The organism is Stenotrophomonas sp. CFBP 13724 (assembly GCF_014841975.1).
GTDB lineage: Bacteria > Pseudomonadota > Gammaproteobacteria > Xanthomonadales > Xanthomonadaceae > Stenotrophomonas > Stenotrophomonas lacuserhaii.
The window spans coordinates 857407-877825 of the sequence record NZ_JACYUW010000001.1 but is presented as its reverse complement, the minus strand read 5'-3'; the positions used below and the strand labels follow the sequence as shown (position 1 = coordinate 877825).

Here is a 20419-nt window from a genome sequence, read left to right as displayed (position 1 = left end):
GGCTTACTCCAACCCGTCCAGCAGCTCGTCGACTTTCTCGACGGTCAGGCGCTCGTGGTAATGGCCGTTGATGACCATCATCGGTGCACCGGCACAACCGGCCAGGCACTCTTCTTCGCGCTTGAGATAGATACGTCCGTCAGCGGTGGACTGACCGGTGCGGCAACCGAGTTTCTTCTCGGCGTGCGCGACCAGGTCTTCGGCACCGTTCAACCAGCAGCTGATGTTGGTGCAGAACGCCACGTTGTGGCGGCCGACCTTCTCCAGCTCGAACATCGAGTAGAAGCTGGCGACCTCGTAGGCCCACACCGGCGGCAGGTCCAGGTACTTGGCCACGCCGGCGATCAGCTCGTCGGTCAGCCAACCGGCGTTCTGTTCCTGCGCAGCGTGCAGCCCCTGCAGCACGGCCGAGCGCTTGCGGTCCGGCGGGAACTTGGACAGCCAGTGATCGATGTGAGCACGGGTCTTGTCGCTCAGCACCACCATCGGATCGACGTCGCGCGCCGCCTCGAAATTACCTGTCGCCTTCATCGGCCGACCTCAGCGAAATGCATGTCTTGGAATTCCATATGCTGCGGCGCCGGCTTGCGCCGGCTGCCTGCAGGAAAGAGGGTCAGGTCAGCCGGATTCACCGGTCGACCTCGCCGAACACCAGGTCGTAGGTGCCGATCATCGCCACCACGTCGGCCAGCATGTGGCCGCGCACTATCGAATCGATCGAGGACAGGTGGGCGAAGCCCGGCGCACGCAGGTGCACGCGGAACGGCTTGTTGGCGCCGTCGGACATCAGGTAGCAGCCAAACTCACCCTTCGGCGCTTCGACGGCGGCATAGGTTTCGCCGGCCGGCACGCAGTAGCCTTCACTGAACAGCTTGAAGTGGTGGATCAGCGCTTCCATGTCGTCCTTCATCGCCTCGCGGGACGGCGGCGCGACCTTGAAGTTGTTGACGATCACCGGACCCGGGTTGGCCTTCAGCCACGCCACGCACTGCTTGATGATGCGGTTGGACTCGCGCATTTCAGCCACGCGGCACAGGTAGCGGTCGTAGCAGTCGCCTTCCTTGCCCAGCGGGATGTCGAAATCGACGGCATCGTACTTGGCGTACGGACGCTTCTTGCGCAGGTCCCACGCAACGCCCGAACCACGCAGCATCACGCCGGTCATGCCCCACTGGTGGGCCAGTTCCGGGGTGACCACGCCGATGCCGACCGTACGCTGCTTCCAGATGCGGTTGTCGGTGAGCAGGGTTTCGTACTCGTCGACGCGGCCCGGGAACTCGTTGGTGAAGTTTTCGATGAAATCGAGCAGCGAGCCTTCGCGCGATGCGTTCAGCTGCTTCAGGGCGTTGCCCTTGTGCCAGCGCGATTCCTTGTACTTCGGCATGTGGTCCGGCAGGTCGCGGTAGACGCCGCCCGGACGGTAGTACGCCGCGTGCATGCGGGCGCCGGACACGGCCTCGTAGCAATCCATCAGCTCTTCGCGCTCACGGAAGGCGTACAGCATCACCGCCATCGCGCCCAGGTCGAGCGCGTTGGAACCCAGCCACATCAGGTGGTTCAGGATGCGGGTGATTTCGTCGAACATGGTACGGATGTACTGCGCACGCTCCGGCGCTTCGATCCCCATCAGGGTCTCGATGGCACGCACGTAAGCGTGCTCGTTGCACATCATCGACACGTAATCCAGGCGGTCCATGTAACCGATGGACTGGTTGAACGGCTTGGATTCGGCGAGCTTTTCGGTGCCACGGTGCAGCAGGCCGACGTGCGGGTCGGCACGCATGATGGTTTCGCCGTCCATTTCCAGGATCAGGCGCAGCACACCGTGCGCGGCCGGATGCTGCGGGCCGAAATTCATCGTGTAATTGCGGATTTCCTGCCGGTTCTCGGCAGCATTGCTGGCGAAGGCGCCGTGCGCCTGTTCGACCGGCTTGATCACCTGTGCACTCACTTCATTGCCTCCTGCGAACGCTCGCCGGCTGCGGTCTGCAGGCGGGCGTCGTCACGGATCACGCGCGGCACGCCGACGCGCGGCTCCACCGAGGTGACCGGCTCATAGACCACGCGCTTCTTCTCTTCGTCGTAACGCACTTCGACGTTGCCGATCAGCGGGAAGTCCTTGCGGAACGGATGGCCGACGAATCCGTAGTCGGTCAGGATGCGGCGCAGGTCCGGGTGGCCTTCGAAGATCACGCCGAACAGATCGAACGCTTCGCGCTCGAACCAGTTCAGGCCCGGCCACACGTCGGTCAGCGAACGCACGACCGGCAGGCCCTCGTTCGGGGCGAAGCAGCGCAGGTGCAGCATCAGGTTGTGCTGGTACGAACGCAGCTGCGCGACCACGGCAAAGCGCTGGGTCGGCATGTGCTGCGGCTGTGCGCCGCCGGCATCTTCTTCGCTGGGGAATTCACCCCAGGCAAAACGGCCGGCGCCCTTGCCCTCGACGCCGCGGCTGAAGCCCTGCGAGGACACGTCAGCGGTGTCCCATTCGTCAGAACCGTAACCGAGGTAATCGACGCCGCACAGGTCGACGGCCTGCTCGAAACCAAATTCGTCACGCAACGCGAGCGCGGTGGCGTGCCAATCCGAGGCAGGCACTTCCAGCGTCACTTCGCCGCGGGGTTCGACCACGATGACCTTGCCGCCGGTGAAGCGGGCGGAAAGTCGGTCGATGAAGGATGCTTGCTCTGCCATGGGGGCTTGGCGCGCTCTTGTAGTGTGGAAGGGTCAGCGGGCGATGGTCTGCGTACGCCAGATCTTCTTCTGCAGCTGCAGGATCCCGTACACCAGCGCTTCGGCGGTTGGCGGGCAGCCCGGGACGTAGATGTCCACCGGCACCACGCGATCGCAACCGCGAACAACCGAATAGGAATAATGGTAGTAGCCGCCACCGTTGGCGCAGCTCCCCATCGAGATGACCCACTTCGGGTCCGGCATCTGGTCGTAGACCTTGCGCAGCGCCGGGGCCATCTTGTTGACCAGCGTACCGGCCACGATCATCACGTCGGACTGGCGCGGCGACGGGCGGAACACCACGCCGTAACGGTCCAGGTCCAGGCGCGCGGCACCGGCATGCATCATTTCAACGGCACAGCAGGCCAGGCCGAAGGTCATCGGCCACATAGAACCGGTACGGGCCCAGTTCAACAGGGCATCGACACTGGTGGTGACATAGCCCTTTTCCAGCAGCGGGTTATCGCCAGCCGGTCGCAGGATGTCGTCAACCCGCCCTTCCGGGGTGGGGTTGTTCATCAGGCCGTCGAGAGTTTGGATCACTCCCATTCCAGCGCTCCCTTCTTCCAGACGTAAATGAAGCCGAGGAACAGCATGCCCACGAACAGGCCCATGGTGACCAGCGAACGCGCGCCGAGCTCCATGAAGACCTGGGTCCAGGGCACGATGAAGATGATTTCCAGATCGAAGACGATGAACTGGATCGCGATCAGGTAATAACGCACGTCGAACTTCATGCGTGCGTCTTCAAAAGCCTCGAAGCCGCATTCGTACGGCGAGAGCTTCTGCAGATCGGGACGGCGTGGGCCGAGGAATCGTCCAATCAGCATCAGCGTGATGCCGATACCGGTAGCGACGATCAGAAACAGCAGAGACGGCAAATATTCGGCCAGCACAGCGATTCTCTCTTGCCTCTGCCGCCGCGCCTGCAGGCGCTTTGGCATGGGGGAGTGGACGGGGACAACGCTACCCGGCGCAGAGCGCGCCGGACGTACCCGCTTTACTTACTAAATGGTGCCCAAGAGGGGACTCGAACCCCTACGACCTAAGTCGCTACCACCTCAAGGTAGTGCGTCTACCAATTCCGCCACCTGGGCTTACGATCACGCTGGACTATCTATCCAGTGCGCGGCGTATTGTAACCGTCTTCAGTCTTTCTGGGAGCCTTCCGGCTGCTTTTCTTCGCCAGAATTTGAAGATTCCGCCTGAGCCGGCACAGTCGCGGCCGGAACCGGCTGCTGGGCAGGCTGCTGCACCGGGACCGGAGCGGCCGCCGGCACGCTGGCCGGACGCTCACCCGCCGGTGCAGCCGGGACGCTGGCGGCTGGCGCGGCCATCAGGCCGAGGCCCTGCTGCTCGGCCGGGCGGCTGCCATGGCCGGCATACCACGCCATGAACAGGCTGATGCCAAAAAACACCACGGCCAGCCACTTGGTGGACTTGGACATGAAGTTGGACGCACCACGTGCGCCGAACACCGTGCCCGAGGCGCCGGCACCAAAGCCCGAGCCAGCGGCGGCACCGGAACCACGCTGCATCAGGATCAGCGCGATCATGGCCACTGCGACCAGCACGTAAACGACATTGAGGATCAACATCAGCATCTGGAATCCGTCCTCGGACTACTTCTAATCAGGTTGCAGCCGCCGCCTGGGCGATGGCCAGAAAATCGGCGGCCACCAACGAGGCGCCACCCACCAGCCCGCCATCGACGTCGGGCTGTGCGAACAGCTCGGCGGCATTGTCAGGCTTCACGCTGCCACCGTAAAGGATGGTCAGGGAATCGGCGATTCTAGCATCCACCTTGGCCACTTCGCCACGGATGAAGGCATGCACCTGCTGGGCCTGCTCCTTGCTGGCGGTGCGCCCGGTGCCGATCGCCCAGACCGGCTCGTAGGCCACCACGGCGTTTTCAAAGCCCTGCCCGCCCACCAGCGCCAGCACCGGGGCCAGTTGGCTGGCGATCACCACCTCGGTCTGGCCGGCTTCACGCTGCTCCAGGGTCTCGCCCACGCACAGCACCGGCACCAGGCCGGCGTGCAGCGCGGCGGCGAACTTGCGCGCGACCAGCTCACTGCTCTCGTGATGGTACTGGCGGCGTTCGGAATGCCCGACCAGGCCGTAACGGGCGCCCACTTCGTGCAGCATGCTGGCCGAGACTTCGCCGGTGTAGGCGCCCTTCTCGTTGCTGCTGACGTCCTGGGCACCAAAGGCAACGGCGGTATCGGCGAAATCATCGGCGAGTTCGCCCAGGTACGGCAGCGGCGGCAGGATCACCAGCTCGACCCCCTGCTCCGGCGCCCCGTTGGCGATGTCGGTGACCAGGGTGGTGGCGAACTCACGGGTTCCGTGCAGTTTCCAGTTTCCGGCGACGATCTTGCGGCGCATGGGCGGTGGCTCCGTTTCGTATCAGCCGGACATGATAACGAATGAAATTATCCGCCGTTGGGCCGTAACCGGTTACATCTTGTTTGCGGGTAGTCGAACGGGTGAGACCCCCTCGCGGCTGGCTGCTGTTGCTGGCTACGTGCTTGGGGGCCGGGCGGCGGGGCTGGTCGGGGGACGGCAAAAGCTGCATCCATGCGGGCCTCGTTTCGCGCCATCCATGGCGCTCAACGCCCCCGCCCAGCCCCACCACCCGACCCATGACAGGTTCCGGGTGCCGCCAGCCGCGTATGAAAAGAAAGAAAAAGCGGTAGCGCCGACCCATGGTCGGCGAGCGCAGCGGGCCGTTGGCGGGAACATTCCGCCGACCATGGGTCGGCGCTACCGGGGCCACCGGGGACCTGTCGAGGGCGGGGCGGGGTGGTTGTGCAGGACCGTCTTTTCGCATGGATGCGAAAAGCGGGCCTACACGGACGTACTTGCGGCGTGTCCTGCACAGCCACCCCGCCCCCCCAACACACAGCCCTGCAGCTTTTGACGTTGACGTTGACGTTGCTGTTGCCTGATTGCCGGCCAGCGGCCGGCACTACTTCAGTTTGATCTCGCGCAGGCGCTCTTCGAGGAAGCCATGGGCGGTGATCGGCTCCGGATACCGGCTCGGGTTTTCCGGGGTGATGCACGAGGGCAGCACGTCGATCAGGTAATCCGGGTTCGGGTGCAGGAAGAACGGCACCGAATAACGCGGCTGGCGTGCCAGCTCGCCCGGCGGATTGACCACGCGATGGATCGTCGAGGGATACACGTGGTTGGTCAGGCGCTGCAGCATGTCGCCGATGTTGACCACGATGGTGTCCGCATCCGAAGTGAACGGCACCCACTTGCCATCATGCGACTGCACCTCCAGGCCAGCGGCACTGGCGCCGACCAGCAGCGTGATGAAATTGATGTCGCCATGGGCGCCCGCGCGCACGTTCGGGATGTCGTCGGTGGTGATCGGCGGGTAGTGGATCGGACGCAGGATCGAATTGCCGTTGTTGGTCTTGTCGGCGAAGAAATCCTGCGGCAGGCCGATGTGCAGCGCCAAGGCAGACAGCACCCGCGAACCCAGGTGGTCCAACGCCTGGTACAACGCATAGCCACGCTCACGGAACTCCGGCACTTCGCTCGGCCACAGGTTCGGCGCCATCACCTCGCGGTATTTGGAATCATCGGGAATCTCGCGCCCGATGTGCCAGAACTCCTTCAGGTCGAAGTGGCTGGAGCCCTTCGCCGTTTCCACACCGAACTGGGTATAGCCACGCGCGCCGCCGCTGCCGGCGACGTGGTAACGGCGCTTGACCTCTTCCGGAAGCCCGAAAAAGGCCTTGAAGACGTCGTAGGCCGCGTCGATGTCGGCCTGCGGAATGCCATGGTTGCGGATGCCGGCGAAGCCCCACTGGCGGTAGGCGGCGCCCAGCTCGGCCACGAAGGCCTCGCGGTCGCTGTCGAAGCGGGTGATGTCGAGGGTGGGGATCTGGCTCACAACGGTACCTGGTTGGTCATGGGTCTGGACAGCGGCACACGCTGCCCAGGGGCCGCGTTTCCGTGCCCGCATTGTGACAGATCAGGCTGCGGCACGTTGCCTCCCAGGCTGCCCCAGGCGCGCCACCACCGTGTCGCATCAGGCACGACGGGCCACGCGGAACACCCCACCGACCCGGCCGATATCGCCCCCGTATGTCGCAGTGAACATCGTTGATCTCCGGCGCACGCTCCGCCGCCCAAGCGCCCGCATCTTCCGCGTCACGCTGGCCTCCCTGCCCCGAACGCGTGCACTGGCTTCACATGCAACGTCCCCTGCGCATTCTGCATACCGAAGCGGCGATGGGCCTGGGTGGCCAGGAGATCTACATCTTCCGCCACATGATCGCGATGCGGGCGCGCGGCCATGATGTCTCGCTGTTATGCCAGCCAGGCGCCCGCCTGGGCGCATTGGCGCAAGCCAATGGATTCATCGTGCACCGGCTGCGGATGGGCGGGTTGGTCCGGCTGCTGCGGGGCATCGACCGGGTAGCCGCGCTGGTAAGGTCGCATCGCTTCGACGTAGTGAACACGACCAGCCGCCGCGACGCCCTTATCGCCGCGGCCGGGGCACGCCTGGCGCGCGCGCCGCTGGTGGTGCGCTCGCGCCACCTGATGAGTCCGGTGAACTCGCTGCTGACCTACACCGGCCTGCCCCACCGCGTGCTGACCGTCAGCCGTTTCGTGAAGCAGCAGCTGGTCGCGCGGGGCATCCAGGAGGGGCGCATCGGCGTGGTACCGCCCATCGCGATTCCACCGCAATGGCAGGGTGTACGCGGACCGGATCCTTGGCAGTGCCTGCAGGATACCCGCGCCCGGGTGCGGGCCGAGCTTGGATTCGTCGCCGGTGATGTGGCGGTCGGCTGCGTCGCGGTGCTTCGTCGCCCGAAGGGCCACATGGACCTGCTGCACGCCATCGCGCCGCTCTGCCACGCCCATCCCTCGCTTCACCTGGTGGTGATCGGCGATGGCGAGCCGGTCATGACCGAACTGCGCACCGCCAGCCAGCGGCTGGGGCTGCAGCGGCAGGTGCATCTGCTGGGTCACCGTTCCGACGCGCAGCGCCTGATGGCAGGACTGGACGTGTTTGCCCTGGCCACGCACAAAGAGGCGGCCGGCACCGTGTTCCTGGAGGCCGCCTTCGTCGGCGTGCCCATCGTGGCCACGCGCGTTGGCGGCGTACCGGAGATGGTGCGCGAGGGTTCCAACGCGCTGCTGGTCGAGCCGGGTGATCCAGCCGCATTGACCATGGCCCTGCAACGCCTGGTCGAGCAGCCGGGGCTGCGCAGGCAGATGGGCCGTGCCGGCTGGGACTGGATGCGCCGCGACGAACGATTCAGCCCCGTCGGGCACTGCCGCGCGACGGAAGCCTGCTACTACCAATGGTTGGAGGAACTTGGACATGCGTAAGGCCCACAGCGTGCCGGTGTTGATGCACCATCACGTCAGCCCTTCGCCGGGGATGATCACCGTGTCCCCGGCGAACTTCGAAAGCCAGATCGCATGGCTCGCCGACACCGGCTGGACGTCATTGACACTGGATCAGTACGCCGGCTTCCTGGTGGGCAAGCCGGTCCCGCGCAAGTCCATCGTCATCACCTTCGACGACGGTTATCTGGACAACTGGGTGTACGCCCACCCGATCCTGCAGGCACATGGCATGCATGCCGTGGTCTTCGTCGTCACCGGCTGGATGGGCCAGGGACCGGTACGTCCGCACGCGGGTCACTCCGGCGCATTGCTGCCCGCCACGCCGGACCATCGTGGATGCGAAGAGGCGATATTCCGCCAAGGGCAGGCCGACCAGGTGATGATGCGCTGGGACGAGGCACGCGCGGCCATCGCCGCCGGCACCTTTGAAGTGCATTGCCACACGCACTCGCACACGCGCTGGCTGCAGCGCGCGGACCTGGACCGCAGCCAGCGCAGAAGCGGGCTGGATGCCGATCTGGCCAAAGCACGCCAGGTGCTTCAGCAGGAACTGGGCAGCGTCTCGGACACACTGTGCTGGCCCTACGGCGACTTCGACGCGGACCACGTAAAGATCGCCCGCGCGCATGGATTCCGTTACCTGCATACGACGCACCCGTTCGGTCGCAACCGCATCGGGGGCGACGCCGGGCACATCTATCGCTTCGCCGTGCGCGACCGCCCGGCTTCGTGGCTGCGCAGGCGCATTGCCTGCAGCTACCTGCCGGCACTGGCTCCCCTGTTCAACGGCTTCAAGGCCCGTCGCAAGGGCCTGCCCCCCGGCCCCTGAGCGTCGCCTTCCGGCAGCGGCCATCGGCGCAGCGATACAAGCCGATACAATGCGCCCCCTCCACGACAGACGCCTGCGTGCTGCCCTCCCCTGCACGATGAACCCCTCGATGCCTGCACGCCCCTCTTCCCCCACCTCATTCCCGCAGTGGCAGCGCCTTGCATGGGCGAGCTTGATGACCGCCGTGGGCGCTGTGCTGGCGATCGGCATCAGCGCGGCCAACATCCCATGGATGTCCAATCCCGGCGGAATGCTCGGCAAGCTGTACCTGACCCTGGCCGTACCCGGTCATTTCCTTGCCTTCGGCGCGCTGGTGATGCTGCCGGCGCTGCTGGTGGGCCTGTGGACGCGCAGCGCGCGGCCGCTCACGATCACGGCGGTGGTCATGCAGGGCCTTTGGCTGTGCCTGCTGCTGGTGGATGCCAAGGTCTTCGCGCTGTATCGCTTCCACCTCAATGCGATGGTGCTGAACATGGTGTTCGGCGGCGCCATGCAGGACCAGGTCAGCCTGTCCTGGAGCAACTGGCTGCAGGTTGCCGGCGTGGTCGCGGCGGTGTTCGCTGCCCAGGCGCTGCTGGCCTGGGGCTGCTGGCGGCTGCTGCCAATGCGTCCGCGTCGCGCCTGGGTGCTGGCCGGGTGGACGGCAGCGGCCGTGCTGATGACCGCAGGCCAGATCGCCACGGCCTACTACGACGCACGCGGCGAACGCGCGGTGATCAGCCAGTGGGCCTACCTGCCTTGGGCGCAGCCGATCACGGCCAAGCGGCAGATGCGTGCGATGGGCGTGCCGGTGGTCGATCGCGCCGCCGCACTGACCGATCCGAAGCTCAGTGAACTGGCCTACCCGAGCGCCCCGCTGCGTTGCCAGAGCCACCGGCGACCGAACGTGCTGGTGGTAGTGCTGGAATCGCTGCGCGCCGACGCACTGGATCCACAGACGATGCCCGGCACCTGGGCGCTGGCCCGGCAATCGCAGGTGTTCGACCGCCATTACAGCACCGGCAACGCCACCCGTTTCGGCCTGTTCGGCCTGCTGTACGGCCTGCCCGGCGGCTACTGGCAGCCGATGCTGGGCGAGCAGCGCGGCTCGGTCCTGTTCGACGTGCTCAAGCAGCAGGGCTATGCGATGTACCTGCATGGCAGCGCGCCGCTGTACAGCCCGGAGTTCGACCGCACCGCCTTCGCCGACGTACGGGAGCTGCTGCAGACCGCACCGGCGGCACTCAGCGTGGCCGAACGTGACCGCCACGTGGTCGACACGCTGCGTGCGGAAATCACCGCGACCCCCTCCGGCACGCCGTGGTTCGGCTTCGCCTTCCTCGATGCCACGCATGCGCCGTACCACCTGCCCAAGGGATACCCTGCGCTGGACACGCCGATGGCCCAGGACATCAACTTCCTGGCGCTGGACCAGGACCACGATGCCACCCCGGAGCGCAATCGCTACCGCACCGCCGTCCACTATGCGGACAGCCTGGTCAGCCAGTTGTTGCAGTCACTGCGCGAAGCCGGCGTGGAGGACAACACCATCGTGCTGGTCACCGGCGACCACGCCGAAGAATTCAACGACCTCGGCCTGAACTACTGGGGCCACAACGGCAATTTCTCCGACTTCCAACTGCAGGTGCCGTTCGTGCTGCATTGGCCGGGAATGACGGCATCGAGGCAGGCGCGCATCAGTTCGCATGAGGACTGGGTGCCGACGCTGATGCGGCATGCCCTGGGCTGCGAAAACCCGCTCGAAGACTTCAGCACCGGCCAGGACCTGCTGGCACCGGCACCGATGGCACCGCGTTCGCTGCTGGTGGAAAGCTGGTCGCAGCGTGGCATCCGCCAGGGTCCGGATACCTATGTGTTCGACAAATTCGGCAACAGCACGGCACTGGGGCCGGACTACCTGCCGTTGCCCGTGCAGCAGCCAGACAGCGCCGGCCTGCGCGAAGCCTGGGACGAACTGACCCGCTTCCGCCGACGCTGAGGCACATCCTGCGCACTCCGCGCACGCCGCCGATGCCCGGCGGCGCTGCGGAACGGGGTCAGGCCGCAGCAGCGGCCTTCACTGCATCGGACAAGCGATCCAGCGTTTCCTGCATCAGCGTGGCCTCATCGGCCTCCACAGTCACCCGCACCACCGGCTCGGTGCCGGACGGGCGCAGGAACGCGCGGCCGCGGCCGGCCACCGCCTGCTGCGCCTGGACGAGCGCCTGCTGCACGCTTGCAGCCTGTACGGTGGCCTTGGCCGACACGTCGCCGAGCCGCACATTGACCGTCTTCTGCGGCACCCGGGACAGCGGCTGCAGGGCCTCACGCAGGCTCTGCCCGCTGCGGCGCAGTTCAACCAGCACCTGCAGCGCACTGACGATGGCATCGCCGGTGGTGGCGCGATCCAGGCACAGAAGATGCCCCGACGCCTCACCGCCGAGCACGCCGCCGCCTTCCACCAGCGCCTGGTGCACGTAGCGGTCGCCGACGTTGCTGCGCACGAACGGAATCTGCAGCTTTTCCAGCGCCTGTTCCAGCCCGAAGTTGGTCATCAGCGTGCCCACCACGGGACCGCGCAGGCGGCCATGGGCCTGCCAGGCGCGGGCCAGGATGAACAGCAGGTCATCGCCATCGACCGGGTTGCCCTGGTCGTCGGCCATCAGCACCCGGTCACCGTCACCGTCGAAGGCAATGCCCAGGTCGGCACCGGTTTCGCGCACCTTGGCCGCCAGGTTGTCGATGTGGGTCGAGCCGACGCCGTCGTTGATGTTGACCCCGTCCGGCGCCGCGCCGATGGCGATCACCTCCGCCCCCAGCTCGCGGAACAGCAGCGGTGCGATGTGGTACGTCGCGCCATGCGCGCAATCCAGCACCAGCCGGACGCCGCGCAGGTCGAAGTCGCGCGGCACGCTGGCCTTGCAGAATTCGATGTAGCGGCCGATCGCCTCGCGCGCACGCATCGCCTTGCCCAGCTTTTCCGATTCGGCGGTGGTGAACGGCTCATCGATGCCCGCTTCCAGCGCCAGTTCGGTGGCATCGTCCAGCTTCTCGCCCTGGGCGGAAAAGAACTTGATGCCGTTGTCATGATGCGGGTTGTGCGAGGCGCTGATCACGATGCCGGCGTCCGCCCCCAGCGTTCGGGTCAGGAAGGCAACAGCCGGCGTGGGCATCGGCCCCAGCAACTGCACGTCTACGCCCGCAGCAACCAGCCCGGCTTCCAGCGCCGCTTCGAACATGTAACCGGAAATGCGCGTGTCCTTGCCGATGACGACGATCGGGCGACGGTTGCCCGCCGCCTGCTGGGCCAGCAGCACGCGGCCGAACGCATTGCCCAGCCGCAGTACGAAATCAGCCGAGATCACGCCCTGGCCGACCCGGCCACGGATACCGTCGGTGCCGAAATACTTGCGCGTTCCCATCAAGCCTCCGTCGGCGCAGGTTCGCGGCGCATCATCGCCAGAAGCTCGGAGAGCCGGTCGCGCAGCTCGCGACGATCACAGATCTGGTCGATGGCACCGTGTTCGAGCAGGAACTCCGAGCGCTGGAAGCCTTCCGGCAGTTTCTCGCGCACGGTCTGCTCGATCACGCGCGGACCGGCAAAACCGATCAGTGCCTGCGGCTCGGCGATGTTGATGTCGCCGAGCATCGCGAACGATGCCGACACGCCACCGGTGGTGGGATGGGTCAGCACCGAAATATACGGCAGGCCGGCAGCGCGCAGCTTGCCCAGCGCCGCGGAGGTCTTGGCCATCTGCATCAACGAGAACAGGCCTTCCTGCATGCGCGCGCCGCCGCTGGCGGAGAAGCAGATGTAGGGTGCACCGATCTCCAGCGCGGTTTCCGCCGCCAGCGCGAAACGCTCGCCGACCACCGAGCCCATCGAACCGCCCATGAAGGCGAAATCGAACGAAGACGCGACCAGCGGACGGCCCTTGAGCAGGCCGCGCATGGCGATCAGCGCGTCGTACTCGCCGGTATTCTTCTGCGCGATCTTGATGCGCTCGGCGTACTTCTTCTGGTCCTTGAACTTCAGCAGATCATTCGGACCCAGCCGCGCGGCGATCTCGGTCATGCTGTCGGCGTCGAACAGCGAAGCCAGCCGCGCACGCGCGCGGATCGCCATGTGGTGCCCGCAGTTGGGGCAGACCTCCAGGTTCTTTTCCAGCTCCGGGCCATAGAGCGCGCTGCCGCAGCTGCTGCACTTCTCCCACAGGCCTTCGGGCACGCTGCGCTTCTTGTTGGGGACGTTGTCGGTGCGGATGCCCGACGGCATCAACTTGCTGAGCCAACTCATGCGGGTTGCTACTTCCGTTCAGGGCGGCCCGAAGGCCGCAAAGGCCGACAGTCTAGCTCAGCCCTTCCCCACCCGTGCACCCCCATAAAACCGTGCCCCGGCGTACGTTTGCAGCAAAACCACGCCATCCACCACCCCGCCGCCATGATCCGCCGACCATGGGTCGGCGCTACCAAGGCCATCAGGAACCTGTCGAAGGTGGGGCGGGGTGGCTGTGCAGGACCGTGTGTTGCCATGGATGGCAACAGCGAGCCCCCAAGGACGGGTTCACGGCGTGTCCTGCACGGCCGCCCCGCCCCACCGCCCCGCTAGCCCTGCAGACGCCTTAAGCATCCAACGCTTGCCGCAGCGGCGCCAGGAACGCCCCCGCCGCCTGCACCGCTTCGTCCACCGTGGTCGCCTGCGCCAGCACCGACACCAACGCACTGCCCACCACCACGCCATCGGCCTGGCGCGCCATCGACGCCGCACTGGCCGCATCCTTGATCCCGAACCCGGCCACCACCGGCACGCTGGCCCGGTCGCGCAGCGCCTGCAGGCGGGCCCCCGCCGCCTCATGGTCGAGCAGGTCCGATGCCCCGGTAACACCGGCGAAACTCACGTAATAGAGATAACCGCGCGCCAAGCCCAGCAGCGTAGCGGCACGTGCATCGCTGGTGGTCGGCGAGGCCAGCAGCACCAGCGCCAGGCCCGCCGCGTCGAACGCTGCGTTGGCCTCCCCCGCTTCTTCCGGCGGCAGGTCGACCAGCAGGATCCCGTCCACGCCAGCGGCAACGGCCTCAGTGGCGAAGCGGGCATAACCGTGGATCTCCACCGGGTTCAGGTAGCCCATCAGCACCACCGGCGTTTCAGTGTCGCGGCTGCGGAACTCGGCCACCGCCTGCAGCACGTAACGCAGCCCGGCGCCGCGCGCCAGCGCACGCTCCGAACTGCGCTGGATGGTCGGGCCATCGGCCATCGGATCGGAAAACGGCACGCCCAGTTCCAGCACGTCGGCGCCGGCCTCGACCAGCGCGTGCATCACCGGGACGGTGGCCTCCAGCGACGGATCGCCGGCGGTGATGAAGGGAATCAGCGCCTTGCGCTGCGCATCACGCAGCCGCTGGAAACGGGCATCAAGTCGGAATACAGGCATTTCAGGCACGTCCTTGGATCAATACAGGGATGGCAGACATCACAGGATCAGGCCTTCGCGCGCGGCGATGGTATGCACGTCCTTGTCACCGCGGCCGGACAGGTTGCACAGCACCAGCTGGTCGCGCGGACGCTCACGGGCCAGCTTGATCGCCTGCGCCAGCGCATGGCTGGACTCCAGCGCAGCCAGGATGCCCTCGGTACGCGACAGCAGGTGGAAGGCCTGCAGGGCCTCCTCATCGGTGATGCCGAGATACGTGGCGCGGCCGCTGTCGGCCAGGAACGCGTGCTCCGGCCCGACGCCCGGGTAATCCAGGCCAGCGGACACCGAATGGGTCTCGATGATCTGGCCATCGTCATCGCACAGCACATAGGTGCGGTTGCCGTGCAGCACACCCGGGCGGCCTGCCGCGATGGAGGCGGCATGGCGCCCGGTCTCGATGCCATCACCGGCCGCTTCGGCGCCGAAGATCTGCACCTCGCGGTCGTTCAGGAACGCATGGAACAGGCCGATGGCATTGCTGCCTCCGCCCACGCAGGCGGTGATCGCATCGGGCAGGCGGCCGTATTCCAGCAGCATCTGTTCGCGTGCTTCACGGCCGACGATGGCGTTGAAATCGCGCACCATGCGCGGATACGGATCCGGGCCGGCCACGGTGCCGATGATGTAGAAGGTGTCCTGCACGTTGGTGACCCAATCGCGCATCGCTTCGTTGAGGGCATCCTTCAGCGTCGCCGAACCCGACGTCACCGGCACCACGGTCGCGCCCAGCAGCTTCATCCGATAGACGTTGATCTTCTGCCGTTCGATGTCGGTGGCGCCCATGTACACCACGCATTCCAGGCCCAGGCGTGCGGCCACCGTCGCGCTGGCCACGCCGTGCTGGCCAGCGCCGGTCTCGGCGATGATGCGCTTCTTGCCCATCCGCGAGGCCAGCAGCGCCTGGCCGATGGTGTTGTTGATCTTGTGCGCGCCGGTGTGGTTCAGGTCCTCGCGCTTGAGCAGGATCTGCGCGCCGCCGACGTGGTCGCTGAGCCGCCGCGCATGGTAGATCGGGCTGGGTCGGCCCACGTAATGGGCCAGGTCGTGGTCGTATTCGGCGATGAAGGCCGGATCCTTGCGCGCCTGGTCGTAGGCCGCGGCAAGCTCCTGCAGCGGTCCGACCAGGGTCTCGGCGACGAAGCTGCCACCGTAACGCCCGAAATGCCCGTTGGCATCGGGATAGGCATGGAAGTCAGGAATCGGGGGGAGCGACATGAGGGCAACCGGGTCGAGCAGGTGGACCGCCACTCTAGCGCACGGGTTGCACGGGGAATATCGATATTTCCGCCACATCATGTCAGTATTTCTCACATGACAACGCGCCCGCTGCCCCCACTCAATGCCCTGCGCGCCTTTGAAGCGACGGCCCGGCTGGGCGGCGTCGGACGCGCAGCGCAGGCCCTGCATGTCACCCACGGCGCGATCAGCCGGCAGATCAAACTGCTGGAGGCAGATCTCGGCCTGGCGTTGTTCGAGCGCGACGGGCGCGGCCTGCGCCTGACCGCCAGCGGCCAGACCCTGCAGGCCGCCTGCAAGGATGCGTTTGGACGGTTGCACGCTGCAGTGGACCAGCTGCATCGCCCGGCCCTGCACGACGCCCTGGTGCTTGGCTGCAGCAGCAGCGTGCTGGCGCGCTGGATGATCCCGCGATTGCCGCGGTTGCAGGCCGCCCTGCCCGCGCTCAACGTCCACTGGTCGGCGCTGGACGGCAGCTTCAGCGAAGCCCAGGCACGGCTGGATGCCGTGCTGCTGCTGGCTGAACCGCCGTGGCCGAACGGCTGGGAGGTGATCGAACTGGCACCGGAACGGGTCGGCGCGGTGCTCTCCCCACAACACCCGGCAGCGGCACGCCTGCAGGGTCGGCCGGCGTCCGCATTGCTGCCCGAGGAACTGCTGCATACCACCTCGCGGCCGCAGGCATGGCCGGCCTGGGCCGCTGCGCATGCGCTGGACGCGCGCGCGCTACGGCGAGGCCAGGGCTTCGAACACCTGTATTACCTGCTGGAAGCGGCGGTGGCGGGACTGGGCGTGGCGATCGCGCCGGAACCCCTGGTTGCCGATGATGTGGCAGGCGGGCGACTGATCGCGCCGTGGGGATTCACCGCCACCGCCGGCGCCTGGGTGCTGGCGCGGCACGCTGCCCGTGCGGATCCGCGTGTCGATGCGTTGGTGGCCTGGCTGAAGGCCGAACTTGCTGATCGGTAAACCGGCAGCAGGGTGCGCTCAATCGAGACTTGCGCAGTCCGCGCGACGGACTTCTTCGACGAACTTGCGCATCAGGTAACCGTCCTTGATGCCCGGCTCGGATTCGATCCCGCTGGACACATCCACGCCCCACGGCAGGGTCGCCACGGCCGCGTCGAAGATGTTTTCCGGGGTCAGCCCGCCGGCGAGCAGGAAGGGTCGGTGCAGGCCGCTCGGAATGCGCGTCCAATCGAAGGCAACGCCGGTCCCGCCGCCGCCGCCCGGCGCATGGCTGTCGAACAGGAAACCGGCCGCACTGGGGTAGCGCAGCTGCAGGGTGCGTGCGTTGACCTCTTCGCGGCCGCCCATCGCGATGGCCTTCAGGTAGGGCATGTTGAAGCCGCGGCAGAAACCCTCGTCTTCATCGCCGTGGAACTGCAGCAGCGTAGGACGCACGGTGCGCAGCACCTCACGCACTTCCTCACGCGTGTTGTCACGGAACAGGGCCACCACATCGACCATCGGCGCGATCGCCTGGCGCATCGCACGTGCTTCGGCGGGCGCCACGCGGCGCTTGCTCTCGCGGGCGAAGATGAAGCCCACCGCATCCACGCCGAGCTCGCCGGCCAGGCGGACATCGCCGGCGCGGGTCATGCCACAGAACTTGATGCGGGTACGGTAGTAGGAGCGGCTCATAGGGTGACCTCGGCAGGCAGGTGCCAGTTGTCGGGGTACAACGGGCCCAGGAACACCAGGCCCTGAGGGGGTGCAGTGGGCCCGGCGACGGTACGGTCCTGGCCGGCCAGCAGCTCACCGATCCACTCGACCGGACGCTCCCCGCTGCCCACCAGGATCAGCGAACCCACGATATTGCGAACCATGTGATGAAGGAATGCATTGGCCTGCACCGACACTTCGATCACCTCCTCGTTGCGCAGCACGCTGACCGACTGCATCTGGCGACGCGCGTGCAACGCTTCGCACTGGATGCTGCGGAAGGCGCTGAAGTCGTTCTCGCCGAGCAGCGCCTGCCCGGCCTGGTGCATCAGCCCGGCATCCAGCGGGCGCCGCTCCCAGCTGAGCGTCTGCCGCTGCAGCGCCGGTCGTATCGAACGGTTCAACAGACGGTAGCGATAGCGTCGTGCGCGTGCGGAAAAGCGCGCATGGAAGTCATCGGCGACCGGCGTGCACCAGCGCACCGCGATCGACCTGGGCAGCCGCGCGGTGGTGCCGAGGGTCCAGCCGCGCGGATCGCGCACGGCATCGGTATCGAAATGCACGACCTGGCACTGACCATGCACGCCTGCATCGGTACGGCCGGCGCAGACCACGCGTACTGGGGAATCGGCGACCGACGACAGCGCCTTTTCCAGGCTGGCCTGCACGCTCGGGCCGGCTTCGCCGAGATTCTGCCAGCCCTTGTAATCGCTGCCGTCGTACTCCACGCCCAAGGCGTAACGCATGCTGCTACCTCTGAATCTGTGAAAAGACGCCAAGCCGGCCGCCGGTGCCGGTGTCAGCCGGCTGGATCGCGCTCGGACCATACCGCCAGCGCATTGCCGCCGGGCTCGCGGAAGTGGAACCGGCTGCCCCCCGGAAACGAAAAGACCGGCTTGAGCAGCTCACCGCCCGCAGCGAGGACTGCCTCGATCACCGGCTGCAGCTGGTCGGCATACAGCACCACCAGCGGCGCGCCTGCGGTGTCGGTGGACACCGGCGCGGCACGATAGAAGCCGCCCTGCAGCCGCCCGTCATCGAAGGCGGTGTAGTCCGGGCCGTAATCCTGGAACTGCCAGCCGAACACGGCCTGGAAGAACGCGCGACTCGCCGCCGGATCCTGCGAAGCGAATTCGATGTAGTCGATGCGATGGTCGCGTTGCATGGTCGATACTCCGTACAGCCCAGGGGTCAGCCGAGGCGCGCCAACAGTTCGCGCGCCTGCGCCTGCAGATGGGGATCATCGCTGCGGGCCACCTCTTCCAGCAGTGAGCGCGCAGTCTGCGCATCCCCCAGGTCCAGATAGGCGATGGCCAATTCGAGGCGGTCATGGCCACCGGCATGCGCCGGCGCGGCGGCGATCGTGTCGGGGGCGTGCGCCGCTGCATGGTCCGACATCTCCGGCGCCACCGGCGCGTCCCCTGCGGGAAGCTCGAAGACGCCGCGGAAGGCCTCCTGCTGCTCGGCATGGCGGGCGTAGGCGGGCACCGGGTCAACGACCGGTTCTGCCTCCAGCAAGGGTTCCTCGGCAGGCGGCGCCGCGGTCGAAACGCTGGCCGGTGGTTCCAGATCGAAATGCACCGGCGCTTCGCCGGCAATGCCGGTGTCGGTGCGGCTTTCGATGTGCGCATCGGGCAGCACGTCGACCACCCTGCCGGCGTCGGTCTCGGCGTCGGCCTGTTCCCGAGGCTCCTGCTCCCACCCCGCGCGCTCGGCCAGCACATCCAGCCCGGCACCGGCCGGGACGGCGGCCGACAGCGCGCTGTCGTCGTGGTCGTCACGGCGCAGCGGCGGCAGTGGCGAGGGTTTGCGGCGACGCGACAGCCACCAGCCCACGGCCACCAGCAGCAACACCGGCAGCGCCAGCCAGAACCAAGGGCCGCTGGACGCCTGCTGTGGGGCCTCTGCCAAGCGCGCCTGTGCGGCCGCGATCTCGGTGTCCTTCAGGCTGACCAGCGCCTGCTGCTGCGCTTTCAGTTTTTCCAGATCCGCGACGCGTTGCTTGAGTTCATCGATCTCGGCATCGCGCGTGGCGACGTCTTCCCTTGCCTGACGCAGTTGTTCGTTGCCGAGCATGTCACCCTCGTTGCCATCACCGGTGCCGGTGGTTGAGCCAGCCGTGGCAGCGGCAGCCGCCACCGCCGGAGCGATTTCAAGACGCGCGCCGGTGCCGCGGGCCGCCGCTGCGGCGGGAGCCGGCGTGGCGGCCACAACATTCGAATCAGCTGCGGCAGGCTGCGGAATGGTGCGCGACTGCCGCCACTGCGCAGCATGCTCCCTCACCATCGCTGCCGCCTCGCTGCCATCAACGGCGGCCAGCGAGGCCGCATCGGGCACGCGCAGCACCGCACCCTGCTTGAGCAGGTTGATGTTGCCGCGGATGAAGGCTTCCGGATTGGCCCGCAGCAGGGCGATCATCGCGCGTTCGCGGCTGATCTGCTGGCCGACGGCCAGCGACTGTGCAATCTGCGAAAGGGTCTGCCCCTGCCGCACCGCGATATCGCCGGCAGCGCCGGTGGCCTCGGGCACCGGCGCGCGTGGTGCAGCCGTGCTGGCGGTGCGCGCTGCAGGGGCAGGTGCAGCGGCTGCAGTCGAGGTTTCCGGCGGCGACTGCGCCGGTGCGGCCTGCGGCTCGCGGATGATCGCATTGGACATCGCGCCGGCCGGCGCCTCGATCTCCGGCTCGCTCAGTGCAACCGCGCTGGTCGGTGCGTCCATCAACGCCGAATACTCACGCACCAGCCTGCCCTGGCCCCAGTCGGCCTCGATCAGGAACGCCAGCGCGGGGGTTTCCACCGGCGAAGCCGAGGTGACGCGCACCACCGCCCGTCCCTGTGCGGTACGGGTGAGTTCGAACTGCAGTTCACTGACCAGGCCGGTCGGGCGCTGCAGGCCCACGCGTTCGAACGTCACCGGCGAAGCCAGCCCGACCCGCAGGTTCTGCAGTTCGGACGGATCGGCGGAAATGATCGGAATTTCAGCTACCAGCGGCTGCCCGGGACGGGACAGCACACGGATGTCACCCAGCCCCAGCGCCATCGCCGAGCTGCTGGCGAGCGCCAGCAGGAGGGTGGAAAGATACTTGAGCGGTCGCATGACGCCGCGGGCCCCGTTGTTCATGGCGGCC

The 20419-nt window shown here is 66.9% G+C and carries 20 protein-coding genes and 1 tRNA gene; 4 read left to right on the top strand and 17 right to left on the bottom strand.

Annotation, left to right across the window (positions count from 1 at the left end; translation table 11 throughout):
* Positions 1 to 3 precede the first annotated feature (3 nt).
* The 9 genes from nuoE to IFT63_RS03760 form a co-directional block, all read right to left on the bottom strand.
* Positions 4 to 531 carry an NADH-quinone oxidoreductase subunit NuoE gene (gene nuoE, locus IFT63_RS03800; protein WP_042614963.1) on the bottom strand — a complete coding sequence of 176 codons (528 nt, stop codon included), beginning with the start codon at positions 529 to 531 and terminating at the stop codon, positions 4 to 6.
* A gap of 97 nt (positions 532 to 628) precedes the next feature.
* Positions 629 to 1858: an NADH-quinone oxidoreductase subunit D gene (locus IFT63_RS03795; RefSeq protein ID WP_197974278.1), complete on the bottom strand. Its 1230-nt coding sequence runs from the start codon at positions 1856 to 1858 to the stop codon at positions 629 to 631.
* Between the two features lie 89 nt (positions 1859 to 1947).
* Entirely contained in the window at positions 1948 to 2694 is a 747-nt protein-coding gene (locus IFT63_RS03790; protein WP_042614962.1) for an NADH-quinone oxidoreductase subunit C, read from the bottom strand.
* A 33-nt stretch (positions 2695 to 2727) separates the two neighbouring features.
* The gene (locus IFT63_RS03785; protein WP_042614961.1) at positions 2728 to 3282 is read right to left on the bottom strand and encodes an NADH-quinone oxidoreductase subunit B; all 555 of its coding nucleotides are present in this window, start codon (positions 3280 to 3282) and stop codon (positions 2728 to 2730) included.
* A complete protein-coding gene (locus IFT63_RS03780) occupies positions 3273 to 3629 on the bottom strand; it encodes an NADH-quinone oxidoreductase subunit A (RefSeq protein ID WP_042614960.1) in 357 nt (118 codons plus the stop codon). Before IFT63_RS03780 ends, IFT63_RS03785 begins: the two co-directional genes overlap by 10 nt.
* A gap of 116 nt (positions 3630 to 3745) precedes the next feature.
* A tRNA-Leu gene (locus IFT63_RS03775) sits at positions 3746 to 3830 on the bottom strand.
* Between the two features lie 51 nt (positions 3831 to 3881).
* Positions 3882 to 4337: a preprotein translocase subunit SecG gene (gene secG, locus IFT63_RS03770; protein ID WP_042614959.1), complete on the bottom strand. Its 456-nt coding sequence runs from the start codon at positions 4335 to 4337 to the stop codon at positions 3882 to 3884.
* 28 nt (positions 4338 to 4365) lie between these two features.
* The gene (gene tpiA / locus IFT63_RS03765) at positions 4366 to 5121 is read right to left on the bottom strand and encodes a triose-phosphate isomerase (RefSeq protein WP_192083289.1); all 756 of its coding nucleotides are present in this window, start codon (positions 5119 to 5121) and stop codon (positions 4366 to 4368) included.
* Positions 5122 to 5704: 583 nt separating this feature from the next.
* The gene (locus IFT63_RS03760; RefSeq protein WP_192083288.1) at positions 5705 to 6640 is read right to left on the bottom strand and encodes an isopenicillin N synthase family oxygenase; all 936 of its coding nucleotides are present in this window, start codon (positions 6638 to 6640) and stop codon (positions 5705 to 5707) included.
* A 302-nt stretch (positions 6641 to 6942) separates the two neighbouring features.
* Here IFT63_RS03760 and IFT63_RS03755 point away from each other — a divergent pair, with 302 nt between their 5' ends.
* The 3 genes from IFT63_RS03755 to IFT63_RS03745 all read left to right on the top strand — a co-directional run bounded on the left by IFT63_RS03755 (position 6943) and on the right by IFT63_RS03745 (position 10916).
* Positions 6943 to 8088, top strand: coding sequence for a glycosyltransferase family 4 protein (locus IFT63_RS03755; protein WP_192083287.1), 1146 nt, complete (start codon positions 6943 to 6945; stop codon positions 8086 to 8088).
* Complete coding sequence (locus IFT63_RS03750) at positions 8081 to 8938, top strand: polysaccharide deacetylase family protein (protein WP_192083286.1); 858 nt, start codon at positions 8081 to 8083, stop codon at positions 8936 to 8938. Before IFT63_RS03755 ends, IFT63_RS03750 begins: the two co-directional genes overlap by 8 nt.
* A gap of 97 nt (positions 8939 to 9035) precedes the next feature.
* Positions 9036 to 10916, top strand: coding sequence for a sulfatase-like hydrolase/transferase (locus IFT63_RS03745; protein ID WP_192084120.1), 1881 nt, complete (start codon positions 9036 to 9038; stop codon positions 10914 to 10916).
* Positions 10917 to 10974: 58 nt separating this feature from the next.
* Here IFT63_RS03745 and glmM read toward each other — a convergent pair whose 3' ends face one another.
* The 4 genes from glmM to trpB form a co-directional block, all read right to left on the bottom strand.
* Complete coding sequence (glmM, locus tag IFT63_RS03740) at positions 10975 to 12339, bottom strand: phosphoglucosamine mutase (RefSeq protein ID WP_192083285.1); 1365 nt, start codon at positions 12337 to 12339, stop codon at positions 10975 to 10977.
* Complete coding sequence (gene accD / locus IFT63_RS03735) at positions 12339 to 13214, bottom strand: acetyl-CoA carboxylase, carboxyltransferase subunit beta (protein WP_042615364.1); 876 nt, start codon at positions 13212 to 13214, stop codon at positions 12339 to 12341. Before accD ends, glmM begins: the two co-directional genes overlap by 1 nt.
* Positions 13215 to 13539: 325 nt before the next feature.
* The gene (gene trpA / locus IFT63_RS03730; RefSeq protein WP_042614040.1) at positions 13540 to 14349 is read right to left on the bottom strand and encodes a tryptophan synthase subunit alpha; all 810 of its coding nucleotides are present in this window, start codon (positions 14347 to 14349) and stop codon (positions 13540 to 13542) included.
* A 39-nt stretch (positions 14350 to 14388) separates the two neighbouring features.
* The gene (gene trpB, locus IFT63_RS03725; RefSeq protein WP_057687222.1) at positions 14389 to 15606 is read right to left on the bottom strand and encodes a tryptophan synthase subunit beta; all 1218 of its coding nucleotides are present in this window, start codon (positions 15604 to 15606) and stop codon (positions 14389 to 14391) included.
* A 96-nt stretch (positions 15607 to 15702) separates the two neighbouring features.
* On the opposite strand from trpB, the gene IFT63_RS03720 reads away from it, so the two are divergent.
* Positions 15703 to 16596, top strand: coding sequence for a LysR family transcriptional regulator (locus tag IFT63_RS03720; RefSeq protein WP_042614041.1), 894 nt, complete (start codon positions 15703 to 15705; stop codon positions 16594 to 16596).
* Between the two features lie 18 nt (positions 16597 to 16614).
* On the opposite strand, the gene IFT63_RS03715 is transcribed toward IFT63_RS03720, so the two are convergent.
* The 4 genes from IFT63_RS03715 to IFT63_RS03700 are packed head-to-tail and all read right to left on the bottom strand — an operon-like array spanning position 16615 to position 20412.
* Complete coding sequence (locus IFT63_RS03715) at positions 16615 to 17271, bottom strand: phosphoribosylanthranilate isomerase (protein ID WP_042614042.1); 657 nt, start codon at positions 17269 to 17271, stop codon at positions 16615 to 16617.
* Positions 17268 to 18038, bottom strand: coding sequence for a tRNA pseudouridine(38-40) synthase TruA (gene truA, locus IFT63_RS03710; RefSeq protein WP_042614043.1), 771 nt, complete (start codon positions 18036 to 18038; stop codon positions 17268 to 17270). Before truA ends, IFT63_RS03715 begins: the two co-directional genes overlap by 4 nt.
* A 53-nt stretch (positions 18039 to 18091) precedes the next feature.
* Complete coding sequence (locus tag IFT63_RS03705; protein WP_042614044.1) at positions 18092 to 18457, bottom strand: VOC family protein; 366 nt, start codon at positions 18455 to 18457, stop codon at positions 18092 to 18094.
* Positions 18458 to 18483: 26 nt separating this feature from the next.
* The gene (locus IFT63_RS03700) at positions 18484 to 20412 is read right to left on the bottom strand and encodes a FimV/HubP family polar landmark protein (protein WP_192083284.1); all 1929 of its coding nucleotides are present in this window, start codon (positions 20410 to 20412) and stop codon (positions 18484 to 18486) included.
* Positions 20413 to 20419 lie beyond the last annotated feature (7 nt).